We start from the raw sequence: 12,877 nt of genomic DNA on the forward strand, positions 1-12,877 counted from the left end.
TCCCATGAGCCTGTGGCGCACGCAACCGAATATCGAACAGCTCAACGCGAGCCAGAAAAACACTATCGGTGAATTGCTGGATATTCGCTTCGAAAGCTTTGACGACGAATCCATCACCGCCAGCATGGTGGTCGATCACCGCACCCATCAGCCCTACGGCCTGTTGCATGGCGGCGCCTCCGTGGTACTGGCCGAAAGCCTGGGCTCCGTGGCGGCCTACCTGTGCGTCGATGCGAGCAAGTTCTATTGCGTGGGCCTGGAGGTCAACGCCAATCACCTGCGCGGTGTGCGCAGCGGGCGCGTCACGGCGGTGGCCAGGGCCATTCATATCGGCCGCACGACCCAGGTGTGGGACATCCGCTTGACCAACGACGAGGGCAAGGCCAGTTGCGTATCGCGCCTGACCGTGGCCGTGGTACCCCTGGGCGAACAGCCTCCGGCGCGATAGACATGGCGTGAGTGTCATCATTCCTGGCGGTTACGGTCATTGCCGTGAACGCCAGGCATGGTGACAATCAACCTCTGTTCCTGAAGAGCGCGCCGCTATGTCGCAGCATGTGTTTTTCGCCCACGCCAATGGCTTCCCGTCGGCCACCTACGGCAAGTTGTTCGCGGCCCTGGCTCCCGAATATACGGTGGGGCATTTGCCGCAGCACGGCCACGATCCCAGGTTTCCGGTGGACGATAACTGGCAGAACCTGGTCGATGAACTGATCCACCATCTGCAGCAGCAACCGGAGCCGGTGTGGGGCGTCGGCCATTCCCTGGGCGGGGTCTTGCATTTGCACGCCGCCATGCGCTGCCCGCAGCTGTACCGTGGCGTGGTGATGCTGGACTCGCCGGTGTTGACCCGCGCGGATCGCTGGGTGATTCGCGCCGCCAAACGCTTTGGTTTCATCGACCGCCTGACCCCGGCCGGACGCACCCTGGGCCGTCGTGAGGAATTCACCGACCTGGAGGCCGCGCGCGCTTACTTCGCCGGCAAGACCCTGTTTCGCGGTTTCGACCCCGAGTGTTTCGAGGCGTACCTGCAACATGGTCTGCTGCCAGTGGGCGACCGTCTGCGTCTGCGTTTCGACCCCGCGACGGAAATCAGCATCTATCGGGGCGTGCCTCACACCAGCCCCGGCCAGGTGCGCCAGTTGAAAGTGCCGCTGGCGGTGGTGCGCGGCCAGCAGAGCCGTGTGGTGATGCGCCATCATGTCAGCGGCGTAGGTCGCCTGCCCATGGGTGAGATGCTCACCATGCCCGGCGGCCATATGTTCCCCCTTGAGCGACCCCAGGACACCGCGACCTTGATCAAGCACCTGTTTACCCGCTGGCAGGCCCGTGAGCGTAGTTGCGCATGAGCGCGCCCGTGGAAGAAGTACGCCTGAGCCTGCCGCATATCGAGCTGGCGGCGCATCTGTTCGGGCCTGAAGACGGCTTGCCGGTCATCGCCCTGCACGGTTGGCTGGACAACGCCAACAGCTTTGCGCGCCTGGCGCCGAAGCTGCAGGGTTTGCGCATCGTCGCGCTGGATATGGCCGGGCACGGGCACTCGGCACATCGTCCGGCCGGGGCCGGTTACGCCGTGTGGGATTACGTCCACGATGTGTTGCAAGTGGCCGAGCAACTGGGCTGGCAACGTTTTGCATTACTTGGCCATTCCCTCGGCGCCATCGTTTCCCTGGTGCTGGCCGGAGCCTTACCGGAGCGCGTGACGCACCTGGGGCTGATCGACGGGGTGATCCCGCCGACCGCCCGTGGCGAGAACGCGGCCGAGCGGTTGGGCATGGCATTGCAGGCGCAATTGAGCCTGCAGGGCAAGCGCAAGCCGGTCTATGCGAGCCTGGATCGGGCGGTCGAGGCGCGCATGCACGGCCTCGTCGCGGTCAGCCGCGAAGCCGCCGAACTGCTGGCCCAGCGCGGTTTGATGCCGGTGCCGGGTGGCTATACCTGGCGCAGCGACAGTCGCCTGACCCTGGCATCACCGATGCGCCTGACCGATGAACAAGCCATGGCGTTCGTACGACGCGTGAGTTGCCCCACGCAGTTGGTGGTCGCGGCTGACGGGCTGTTGGCGAAACATTCCGAATTGCTTTCACAGCTGCCCTTTACCGTGACGACGCTGCCGGGTGGCCATCATTTGCACCTGAATGACGAGCCCGGTGCGGTTCTTGTTGCAGACTGTTTCAATCGGTTCTTCTCCGCGCCTTGACTTGGCGCGGTCAACTGCCGAGGCTGGGCGGATTGAAAGGGAGTCAACCATGAACCATCTTGAAACCGCTGCGACCCTCCATGGCCACGGCTCATCGATCCGATGAGCCTGGGTAAAGGCTGTATCCGTGCCTTTGGGCTGTGCTGTTTCAGCCCGCTGGTGTTCGCCGCCGATGTAGCGGGAAGCCAGGACTTACCGGCCATTGCCCGCCAGGTGGACGCGCAGATCGTCGACTATCGCCCTGCTGAAGAAAAGGAGCGCATCTACCCCATGGGTGCGATCCGCAAGATCAGCGGTCAATTGCGCTCCGAAGCCCAGGCCACCGCACGCGGTCCAACCACCGCGATCACCTACGAATTGCCTGCCGAGCACAGTTCCAGCGCCGCCTTTACCGCCACTCGTGAAGCCTTGCAGGCTCAGGGCGCGCAGCTGTTGTTCTGGTGCCAGGCCCGCGATTGTGGCGAAAGCAGCCTGTGGGCCAACGAGGTGTTCGGCAACGCCAAGCTGGTCGGGGCCGATGGCCAGCAGGAGTACCTGCTTTTGCGCCTGGCGGCCCCACAGGACAACTCGCTGGTGGCGCTGTACGGCATTACCCGTGGCAATCGACGCGCCTATCTGCATGTCGAGCAACTGGATGCCAGCACGCCGCTGGGCACTCTTCTGCCCACGTCGGCAACGCTGTTGCGTGAGCTCAAAAGCACCGGCGAGCTGGACTTTCCTGCATTGGGCGCCGAGCCCGACGCCACCTGGTTGACCTTGATTTCCCGTGGGCTGAACCTCGACACCAACCTGCGCGTCAGCCTGACCGGGCCCAGCGCCGAAGCCTGGCGCCAGGGCCTGATTGACAGTGGCGTGCGCGCCGCGCGCCTGGAAACCGGCACAGGCAAGGCTGAAGGCCTGCATGTGCATCTGATACGCTAAGCGCCACAGGGCGAACGGACCCGCGCCGTTCGCCTAAGCTGTCTTCCTACATGACTCTTTTCGAGATACCCGATGCTCAATAACGATCGCCTGCTGGTGCAAATCCTGCTGCTGGTGCTGTTCGGTGCCAGCTTCTGGGTCATGGCGCCGTTCTGGTCGGCGCTGTTCTGGGGCGCGGTGCTGGCGTTTGCCAGTTGGCCGCTGATGGTACTGCTGACCCGTGGGCTGGGCGGTCGCGAATCACTGGCGGCCGGTATCCTGACATTGGGCTGGATGTTGCTGGTCGCGCTGCCGCTGGTGTGGCTGGGGTTCAACCTGGCGGACCATGTGCGCGATGCCGTCGTATTGATCAAGGATATCCAGGTCGACGGCTTGCCCAATGCGCCCACCTGGCTGGGCTCGATCCCGCTTATCGGCGAGCGGCTGGTGGCGACCTGGGACAGCATCGACCAACAGGGCGCGGCGCTGATGCTGAGTATCAAGCCTTACCTGGGCCAGGTCGGCAATTGGTTGCTGGCGCGCAGTGCGCAAATCGGCGGCGGCATTCTCGAGCTGACCTTGAGCCTGGTCTTCGTGTTCTTTTTCTACCGCGACGGGCCGCGCCTGGCGATGTTCGTGCACCGTCTGCTGGAGCGCCTGATCGGCGACCGCGCCAGCTATTACATCGAGCTGGTGGCCGGTACGGTGCAGCGGGTGGTCAATGGCGTGATCGGCACGGCTGCCGCCCAGGCCGTGCTGGCGCTGATCGGCTTCCTGATTGCCGGCGTGCCTGGCGCGTTGCTGCTGGGCGGCGTCACTTTCCTGCTCAGCCTGATTCCCATGGGCCCGCCGCTGGTGTGGATTCCGGCCACGGCCTGGTTGGCGTGGAAGGGTGACTACACCTACGCGGTGTTCCTTGGCGTGTGGGGCACCTTCATCATCAGCGGCGTCGACAACGTGCTCAAGCCTTACCTGATCAGCCGTGGCGGCAACCTGCCGTTGGTGATCGTGCTGCTGGGCGTATTCGGCGGCTTGATCGCGTTCGGCTTTATCGGCCTGTTTATCGGCCCGACCTTGCTCGCGGTGGCCTACAGCTTGTTGACCGACTGGAGCGCGACCCAGGCCCAGGCGCGGCGCGAAGACAAGCCGCTTTAAACCCTCGGCAGCCACACTACGGCGGTCAAACCGCCGCCTGGCGTATCGTCCAGGCTCAGGTGGCCGCCGAGGCGTTCGACCGCTTCCTTGGCGATCGTCATGCCCAGGCCGACGCCGCCGGAATTACGGTTGCGCGAGCCCTCCAGGCGAAAGAACGGTTCGAACACCGCTTCGCGCTTATCGGCCGCGATGCCGGGGCCGTGATCGATCACCCGAATCACCAGGGCGCCGCGGCTGTCGGCCAGTTCCACGCGCGCCGAGCCGGCATAGCGCAGGGCATTGTCGATCAGGTTGTTGAGGCACGAACGCAGCGCCATCGGCTGCACCTGCAAGGGCGCGCAGGTGCCGCACACCTGCACATCGCTGCCCTGGTCCTGGGCGTTTTCGCTGAGCGATTCCACCAGCGCCTGCACGTCGAGCCAGTGGCGGGTCTCGCTGGTGCGCTGTTCGTGCAGGTAGCTCAAGGTGGCGTCGAGCATGCCGATCATGTCGTTGAGGTCCTGGCGCATCTGGCCTTGCAGCTTGGTGTCTTCGATCTGTTCCAGGCGCAGTTTCAGCCGGGAGAGCGGCGTGCGCAGGTCATGGGAGACTGCCCCGAGCATGCGTGCGCGCTGGCTGACTTGTTCGCGGATGCGCCTTTGCATCAGGTTGAAGGTTGACGCGGCCTGGCGTGCCTCGCGAGGCCCGGATTCGTCCAGCGGCGGGCTGTCGAGGTCGAGGCTCAAACGCTCGGCCGCCGCGCTCAGGCGCTGGATCGGCCGGCTCAACAGCTTGGCGCCGTACCAGGCGGCGATGATCAGCGAGATGAACTGAAACGTCAGCGGCACCACCGGGCCACCGAACCAGGGTCGCTGATGCTTGGCCAACGGCTTCATCGAGCCATCCGGCTGTTCGACGAAGGTTTCCGGCGGCGGTGGCGGCGGTGGGCCGTAATGATGGAACCAGAAGAACGCCAGCACATGCGCCAGCACGATGGCCACCAGCAACACGCCGAACAGCCGCCCGAACAAGGTATTGAAGGTGGCGCGCATCAACCGATATCCCGCGCGTCGAACAGATAGCCTTCGCCGCGCACGGTCTTGATCAAGCGGGGGGCCTTGGGGTCGTCGCCCAGTTTCTGGCGCAGGCGCGACACCAGCAGGTCGATGCTGCGATCGAAGGCTTCGATGGAGCGACCGCGTGCGGCATCCAGCAATTGTTCGCGGCTCAACACGCGGCGCGGGCGTTCGATGAACACCCACAGCAGGCGGAACTCGGCGTTGGACAGCGGCACCACCAGGCCATTGTCGGCCACCAATTGGCGCAACACACTGTTGAGGCGCCAGTTGTCGAAGCGGATGTTGGCGCGCTGCTCGGTACGGTCATCGCGTACACGGCGCAGGATGGTCTGGATACGCGCCACCAGTTCGCGCGGTTCGAAGGGTTTGGACATATAGTCGTCGGCGCCCAGTTCCAGGCCGATGATACGGTCGGTGGGCTCGCAGCGGGCGGTGAGCATCAGGATCGGGATGTCCGATTCAGCCCGCAGCCAGCGGCACAAGGTAAGGCCGTCTTCGCCCGGCAGCATCAGGTCGAGCACCACCACATCGAAGGTCTCGGCTTGCATGGCCAGGCGCATCGCCGCGCCGTCGGTCACACCCGTGGCTAAAATATTGAAGCGCGCCAGGTAATCGATCAGCAATTCACGAATCGGCACATCGTCATCGACGATCAGCGCACGGGTGTTCCAGCGCTTGTCGTCGGCGATCACCGCGCCTGGGTGCTCGTCGTTTACCGGGACGGAAGGAGTCTGCATAGTGCGATCATCTACCTGATTGTTACGGCCAGCATAGGCGCCCAGCCCCATGGCTGGAAGTGCTGGACGGTCGGTCATGCGGCGAGGCTAACGGTGGGGCGTGTTGGGCGCATGTCGTGAATGTATCGGCGTTGAAATAATTGCCGTAAACCGGTGCCTATCAACGCCGAAATCAGTATTTACCGATCATCGGATCCCGCAACGGCGCCGCTTGCGCTACAATCCGCGCCGATTTCGACTTGCCTGAGAGCCCATTCCAATGCCCGTCTGCCAGACTCCTATCATCGTCGCCCTGGATTACCCCACCCGTGACGCCGCACTGAAGCTGGCTGACCAGTTGGACCCCACGCTTTGCCGGGTCAAGGTCGGCAAGGAACTGTTCACCAGTTGCGCGGCGGAAATCGTCGGCACCCTGCGTGACAAGGGCTTCGAAGTGTTTCTTGACCTGAAATTCCACGATATTCCCAATACCACCGCCATGGCGGTCAAGGCAGCGGCCGAGATGGGCGTGTGGATGGTCAACGTGCATTGCTCTGGCGGCCTGCGCATGATGAGCGCCTGCCGGGAAGTGCTGGAACAGCGCAGCGGGCCGAAACCGCTGCTGATCGGCGTGACTGTGCTGACCAGCATGGAGCGCGAGGACCTGGCCGGCATCGGCCTGGACATCGAGCCGCAGGAGCAGGTGTTGCGCCTGGCCGCGCTGGCGCAAAAAGCCGGCCTCGACGGCCTGGTCTGCTCGGCCCTCGAGGCCCAGGCGCTCAAGAGCGCTCACCCGACGCTGCAACTGGTGACCCCGGGGATCCGCCCGGCGGGCAGCGCTCAGGATGACCAGCGCCGTATTTTGACGCCGCGCCAGGCGCTCGATGCCGGTTCCGACTACCTGGTGATTGGCCGTCCGATCAGCCAGGCGGCCGATCCGGCCAAGGCGCTGGCAGCCGTCGTTGCCGAAATCGCCTGATACTGGATGTGAAAGTGGTCCACTGTAGGAGCGAGCTTGCTCGCGAAAAACGTCCAGGCAACGCGTTCATTCTGAATAAACGCGGGAGCCCTGAGTTCTTCGCGAGCAAGCTCGCTCCTACAAAAAGCCTTAAAGCATGCCCCTCCCACATTTGTCTATCCTGTATCAGCTGACCTTCAGCACCAGCTTGCCGAAGTTCTCGCCGTTGAACAGCTTCATCAACGTCTCGGGAAACGTCTCCAGCCCTTCAACGATATCTTCCTTGCTCTTGAGCTTGCCCTGCGCCATCCAGCCGGCCATTTCCTGCCCGGCAGCGGCAAAGTTCGCTGCGTGATCCATCACCACAAAGCCTTCCATCCGTGCGCGGTTGACCAGCAATGACAGATAGTTGGCCGGGCCTTTCACGGCTTCCTTGTTGTTGTACTGGCTGATGGCCCCACAAATCACCACCCGCGCCTTCAGCGCCAGGCGGCTGAGTACCGCGTCGAGAATGTCGCCGCCAACGTTATCGAAGTACACATCCACGCCTTTGGGACACTCACGCTTGAGGGCGGCGGGTACGTCTTCGTGTTTGTAGTCGATGGCGGCATCGAAGCCCAGTTCGTCGACCAGGAACCTGCACTTGTCAGCGCCCCCGGCGATGCCCACCACGCGGCAGCCCTTGAGTTTGGCGATCTGCCCGGCAATGCTGCCGACCGCACCGGCCGCGCCGGAGATCACGACAGTCTCGCCGGGCTTGGGTGCGCCGGTGTCCAGCAGCGCGAAGTAGGCAGTCATGCCGGTCATGCCCAGCGCAGACAGGTAGCGCGGCAGGGGCGCGAGTTTCGGGTCGACCTTATAGAAACCGCGCGGCTCGCCCAGGAAGTAATCCTGCACGCCCAAGGCGCCGTTGACGTAGTCGCCGACCGCAAAGTTCGGGTGCTTGGAGGCAATCACCTTGCCTACGCCCAATGCACGCATCACTTCGCCGAGGCCGACAGGTGGAATGTAGGACTTGCCCTCATTCATCCAGCCGCGCATGGCGGGGTCGAGGGACAGGTACTCGTTGTGCACCAGCACTTGCCCGTCCTGCGGCGTGCCTACCGGGACTTCCTGAAAGGTGAAGGTGTCCCGCGTGGCGGCGCCGACCGGGCGTTTGGCAAGCAGGAACTGGCGGTTGGTCTGGGCAGTCATGGCGGCAACTCTTTAGAAGGGGAGTATGAGTGATAGACAAGGAACCGCCTGTGAGCAAGGTTGTTCGAGCCACGCGAATGCTTGCCGATAGACGGGGTTGATAGTCAGCCCGGTGGCCTTATCACCCAGACGCATGCAGCACCAACCGGCCTCCTGATAGTGCTGACGCGTCGCTCCCCTGATTGACTAGACTCGCCCGACGGCTATCAACCCCCAAAGGACATTCCCCATGAGCATGACGTTTTCCGGCCAGGTTGCCCTGGTGACCGGCGCCGCCGCCGGTATTGGCCGCGCGACCGCGTTGGCGTTCGCCGCCGAAGGCTTGAAAGTGGTGGTGGCCGACCTCGATGTGGCGGGCGGCGAGGGTACGGTTGCGTTGATTCAGCAAGCGGGTGGCGAAGCCTTGTTTGTGCGCTGCAACGTCACCTTGGAGGCGGATGTGCAGCAATTGATGGCGCAGACCGTCGCCGCCTACGGCCGCCTGGACTATGCCTTCAACAATGCCGGGATCGAGATCGAGAAGGGCAAGCTGGCTGACGGCAGTCTGGATGAGTTCGATGCCATCATGGGGGTCAACGTCAAGGGCGTGTGGTTGTGCATGAAGTATCAACTGCCGCTGTTGCTGGCCCAGGGCGGTGGCGCCATCGTCAACACGGCGTCGGTGGCGGGGCTGGGCGCGGCGCCGAAAATGAGCATCTATGCGGCGTCCAAGCATGCGGTGATCGGCCTGACGAAGTCGGCAGCCATCGAGTACGCGAAAAAGAAAATCCGCGTCAATGCGGTCTGCCCGGCGGTGATCGATACCGACATGTTCCGCCGCGCCTATGAAGCTGATCCGCGCAAGGCCGAATTTGCCGCAGCAATGCACCCGGTCGGGCGCATTGGCAAGGTCGAGGAAATTGCCAGCGCGGTGTTGTACCTGTGCAGTGATGGGGCGGCCTTCACCACCGGTCAGGCCCTGGCGGTGGACGGCGGTGCCACGGCAATTTAAGACTTCACACTGCAACCTGTTCGAAAAGGACTGGGGGTGTTGTGGGGTGTTTCCGTAGCTGGCACAAAGCCGCGATCGAATGTGTATCACTAGGTAAAAAACTCAATAAAATCAATACTTTAATAAAATCTGAGAACGGGTTTTATTGGACTTCTGTGCTTAACTGTTTGGGTTGAATAACAAACAGTTGAAGTGAGTGGCTCATGGATTTAGGGATTGATCGACAAGCCCCGGTACCGGTGGTGCAGCAAATCATCAGCGCAGTCGCGGGATGGATTCGCAAGCATGGGGTGAGCCCCGGCACACGCTTACCGTCTGTGCGGCAATTGGCCCTCGACAACCTGCTCAGCCAGTCCAGCGTGATCGAGGCATTCGAACGGATGGAGGCCCAAGGCATGCTGGCCTCGAAAAAAGGCTCGGGGTTCGTCGTGGCGCAGCCCGCGAGCATTCAGGAGAACCAGTGGTACGAAGGCGCCGAACAGGGCTGGGGCAGGTTTACCGACAGCCCTTTAGGCGAGCTCAAGCTCAGCTGTGGCTGGCTGCCGGACGCCTGGCGCGAGAGCGATGACATCAGCTACGCGATCCGCGAAGTCAGCCGCACCGACACCGCAGGCCTGTTCAACTACAGCACGCCTCTGGGCTTGCCGGCCCTGCGTGAACAATTGCTCAAGCGCCTGACCCAGATTCACGTGCCCAGCAGTCTCGACTGCATTCTCACCACCCATGGCGCCAGCCATGCCCTGGACCTGCTCATACGCACGCTGCTCAGGGCCGGCGATACGGTGGTGGTCGAGACCCCCGGGTATGGCAACCTCTACCGGCAACTGGCGTTTCACGGGGTAACGTTGCTGGAAGTGCCCCGCACGCGCAGCGGCCCGGATATCGAGGTGCTGGAGGCGCACCTGCAATGCCATCGGCCCAAATGCCTGTTTATCAACAGCCTCTATCACAACCCTACCGGCACCAGCCTGTGCCGCGCGGTAGCCGAGCGTTTGCTGGCGCTGGCATGCAGTCGGGATTTTCTGATCATCGAGGAAGACGTCTACGGCGATCTGCAGCATGCCAGTTGCACGCGGTTGTCGGCGTTGCCCCATGATGACCGTGTCATCTACGTCTCCAGTTTTTCCAAGACGCTGAGCAGCGCCTTGCGCGTGGGCTACCTGAGCGCCAGTGCGGCGATCATCGCACAACTGGCGCAACTCAAGACCCTGACGGGCATCGGCACCTCACGCTTTGCCGAAGCGATAGTGGCCACTTTGCTGGTCAACGGCGCCTACCGCAAGTGGGTGCAGCGCCTGCGCAAGCGCCTGAATACGCAAATGGCCGCCACCTTGCAGGTGCTGGAGGATGAAGAATGGCAAGTGTTTGCAGTACCCGCCGGCGGCATGTTCCTGTGGGCGCGGCCTGGCGCGCAAAACCCTTCGCGCGTGCAGGCGTGTGCCCGCAAGCTCGGTGTGCTGCTGGCGCCGGGAATGCTGTTCAACCCGGCGGGTGAGTGCTGCGAGTGGCTGCGCATCAATGTGGCCTACGCAGCTGATCCGCGAGCACTGGCGCTGTTTCGTGCCCTGGGGCCCGCCAGATCGACCTCGACCATTCTGAAAACGACGGGCGTGTAGCTTTTTGCCATTATTGTGGCGCCCACGACTTGTGTTCAGTGCCCCGTGATTGCGACTCTCGCTGCTGGTAAGCGGGTTTATGGCATCTGCCATTGCAAGAGGACTCACGTGCAATGATTTCGGGCGCGCAACGACGTTTCGCCAACCTCGGTATGGCGAAAAAACTGGGCTTGGGTTTTACCCTGGTGCTGCTGCTGACGGCAGTGATAGCGGCCATTGGCGTATGGTCGCTGCAAACCGTTGGTCAGCGCTTCGAAGGCCTCAAGCACATGTCTTCGCTCAACAGTGGACTGCAGAAGGTGCGCCTGATCGAACAGGATTACGCCTTGCACGCCGACCCCAAGGCTGTTGACGCCCTGCATGAAAGTGTCGACGCGCTGGCCGCGCTGGCGGCCAGTCTCAAGGCCCAGTCCGCTGCCAACGTGCCGGTCATGGCCGATGTCGAGCAAGCCCTGGCAGCCTACCGCAAGGCGTTCGACGAGTTCGTCGAACTGACCCAGGCCAAGGACCTGGCCCTGGAAATGGCCAGTTGGTCGGTGTCCAGCGTGGCCAATAACCTCGATGTGTTGCAGGCCGGCCTGGCGGACGATGGCGCCTATGGCCTGAAGGAAAGCCAGGGCAAGGCGGGTGCCGAGTTTATCGAGCAGGCCGGGCAGGTGAGCCAGGTGTCGCGGTTGATGCTGCAGGCGATGAACGAAGCGCGGCTACGCCTGGATCAGAGCCGCAAGGCCGATGCGGAGGAGGCCGAGCAGGGCAAGATCGAACAGGCCGACCAGGCGTTGGCTCAGGCCGAACAACTGAAAACCTCGGTCAAGGACCCCGGCTACCAGACTGTGCTCAATGAAGTGTCCGGGCATATCGCCGCATTCAGCGAAAAGCTCGGCGAGTACACCGGGCTGTTGGCCCAGGAAAAACTGGTTTACAAACAACTGCATGATCGCGCCGATCAGGTGGTCAGCCGAGTCAACCTGGCCTATGACGCCGAAGACCAGTCGATGCAGGCGCAACTGGGCAAAAGCACGCTGCTGATCATCGGTTCATCCGCCCTGGCGCTGCTGGTGGGGCTGATTGCCGCCTGGGTGATTACCCGCTTGATCGTGGCGCCGCTGCGCAGTGTGATCGCAGTGGCACAGCAGATTGCCTCCGGTGACCTGAGTGGGCGCATGGAGGTCAACCGCCGCGACGAAATCGGCCAACTGATGCAGGCGATGCAGCAGATGGGCAACGGCCTGAGCCATATGGTCAGCGGGTTGCAGGCCGGTATCGAGCAACTGGCCAGCTCGGCGCAGACGCTGTCCAGCGTTACCGAGCAGACCAACGTCGAAGTCAGCAGCCAGAAGGAAGAAACCGAACAGGTAGCCACGGCGATGAACCAGATGACGGCCACGGTGCACGACGTGGCGCGCAATGCCGAAGAGGCCGCGCAAGCCGCACAGACGGCGGATGACAAGGTCGACAGCGGCCAACAGGTGGTGCGCCAGAGTTTGCAGCGCATCGAATTGCTGGCCACGTCCAGCAACAGTGCCAGCGCCAGTATCGAAAGCCTCAGCGCGGAAATTCAGAATATCGGCACGGTCCTGGGCGTGATCAAGAGCGTCGCCGAGCAAACCAACTTGCTCGCCCTGAACGCCGCGATCGAAGCGGCCCGCGCAGGAGAGCAAGGGCGTGGCTTTGCGGTGGTCGCCGATGAGGTGCGGGCCCTGGCCAAGCGCACCCAGCAATCGACTGAAGAAATCGAACGCCTGGTCAGCACCTTGCGCAGCGCGGCGCAGTCGTCGGTGCAGCAGATTCAACAAAGCGGCGAACTGGTGAAGCTGGCGGTCAGTGATGCGTTGGAAACCGAGAGCGCCCTGGGCAGCATTGCAGCGGCGGTGTCATTGATCCAGCAGATGAATCAGCAGATTGCCGCAGCGGCTGAAGAGCAAAGCTCGGTGGCCGAAGAGATCAACCGCAGTGTCACCAGCATCCGGGCAAGTGCCGATCAGTCGGCGTTGAGCATGCAAGGCAATGCCGCCTCGAGCATCCAGCTGGCGCAGCTGGGCGCGGAACTCAAGGGCATGGTGGGGCACTTCCGCCTCTGATCGCGGCC

At 62.9% G+C, this 12,877-nt stretch carries 12 protein-coding genes and 1 pseudogene; 10 read left to right on the plus strand and 3 right to left on the minus strand.

What is annotated here, in order from left to right:
* Positions 1 to 4: 4 nt before the first annotated feature.
* The 5 genes from C4J91_RS09015 (at position 5) to C4J91_RS09035 (ending at position 4,255) form a co-directional block, all read left to right on the plus strand.
* The gene (locus C4J91_RS09015) at positions 5 to 448 is read left to right on the plus strand and encodes a hotdog fold thioesterase (protein WP_124361999.1); all 444 of its coding nucleotides are present in this window, start codon (positions 5 to 7) and stop codon (positions 446 to 448) included.
* A gap of 97 nt (positions 449 to 545) precedes the next feature.
* Positions 546 to 1,349, plus strand: a complete 804-nt coding sequence (locus C4J91_RS09020; RefSeq protein WP_124362000.1) for an alpha/beta fold hydrolase — start codon at positions 546 to 548, stop codon at positions 1,347 to 1,349.
* Positions 1,346 to 2,200, plus strand: coding sequence for an alpha/beta hydrolase (locus tag C4J91_RS09025; protein WP_124362001.1), 855 nt, complete (start codon positions 1,346 to 1,348; stop codon positions 2,198 to 2,200). Before C4J91_RS09020 ends, C4J91_RS09025 begins: the two co-directional genes overlap by 4 nt.
* A gap of 102 nt (positions 2,201 to 2,302) precedes the next feature.
* Entirely contained in the window at positions 2,303 to 3,121 is an 819-nt protein-coding gene (locus tag C4J91_RS09030) for a DUF4892 domain-containing protein (RefSeq protein ID WP_124362002.1), read from the plus strand.
* Positions 3,122 to 3,193: 72 nt separating this feature from the next.
* Positions 3,194 to 4,255, plus strand: coding sequence for an AI-2E family transporter (locus tag C4J91_RS09035; RefSeq protein ID WP_124362003.1), 1,062 nt, complete (start codon positions 3,194 to 3,196; stop codon positions 4,253 to 4,255).
* Here the strand turns inward: C4J91_RS09035 and C4J91_RS09040 are convergent.
* Positions 4,252 to 5,286 carry a HAMP domain-containing sensor histidine kinase gene (locus tag C4J91_RS09040; RefSeq protein ID WP_124362004.1) on the minus strand — a complete coding sequence of 345 codons (1,035 nt, stop codon included), beginning with the start codon at positions 5,284 to 5,286 and terminating at the stop codon, positions 4,252 to 4,254. The genes C4J91_RS09035 and C4J91_RS09040 overlap by 4 nt on opposite strands.
* Positions 5,286 to 6,050 carry a response regulator gene (locus C4J91_RS09045; protein WP_124362005.1) on the minus strand — a complete coding sequence of 255 codons (765 nt, stop codon included), beginning with the start codon at positions 6,048 to 6,050 and terminating at the stop codon, positions 5,286 to 5,288. Before C4J91_RS09045 ends, C4J91_RS09040 begins: the two co-directional genes overlap by 1 nt.
* A gap of 259 nt (positions 6,051 to 6,309) precedes the next feature.
* Here C4J91_RS09045 and pyrF point away from each other — a divergent pair, with 259 nt between their 5' ends.
* Positions 6,310 to 7,008, plus strand: a complete 699-nt coding sequence (pyrF, locus tag C4J91_RS09050) for an orotidine-5'-phosphate decarboxylase (protein WP_124362006.1) — start codon at positions 6,310 to 6,312, stop codon at positions 7,006 to 7,008.
* Positions 7,009 to 7,173: 165 nt separating this feature from the next.
* Here pyrF and C4J91_RS09055 read toward each other — a convergent pair whose 3' ends face one another.
* Entirely contained in the window at positions 7,174 to 8,181 is a 1,008-nt protein-coding gene (locus tag C4J91_RS09055; protein ID WP_124362007.1) for an NADP-dependent oxidoreductase, read from the minus strand.
* Positions 8,182 to 8,410: 229 nt separating this feature from the next.
* Between C4J91_RS09055 and C4J91_RS09060 the strand changes: the two genes are divergently transcribed.
* The 4 genes and pseudogenes from C4J91_RS09060 (at position 8,411) to C4J91_RS28070 (ending at position 12,869) form a co-directional block, all read left to right on the plus strand.
* Positions 8,411 to 9,172 (plus strand): SDR family oxidoreductase, encoded by a 762-nt coding sequence (locus C4J91_RS09060; RefSeq protein WP_124362008.1) that lies wholly within the window; start codon positions 8,411 to 8,413, stop codon positions 9,170 to 9,172.
* A 203-nt stretch (positions 9,173 to 9,375) separates the two neighbouring features.
* A complete protein-coding gene (locus C4J91_RS09065; RefSeq protein WP_124362009.1) occupies positions 9,376 to 10,788 on the plus strand; it encodes a PLP-dependent aminotransferase family protein in 1,413 nt (470 codons plus the stop codon).
* Positions 10,789 to 11,783: 995 nt separating this feature from the next.
* Positions 11,784 to 12,008 (plus strand): annotated as a pseudogene (locus tag C4J91_RS28065) (HAMP domain-containing protein); the annotation flags it as partial.
* A gap of 18 nt (positions 12,009 to 12,026) precedes the next feature.
* The gene (locus C4J91_RS28070; RefSeq protein WP_372238205.1) at positions 12,027 to 12,869 is read left to right on the plus strand and encodes a methyl-accepting chemotaxis protein; all 843 of its coding nucleotides are present in this window, start codon (positions 12,027 to 12,029) and stop codon (positions 12,867 to 12,869) included.
* Positions 12,870 to 12,877: the final 8 nt, after the last annotated feature.

Source organism: Pseudomonas sp. R3-52-08, from assembly GCF_003851745.1.
Classification (GTDB): domain Bacteria; phylum Pseudomonadota; class Gammaproteobacteria; order Pseudomonadales; family Pseudomonadaceae; genus Aquipseudomonas.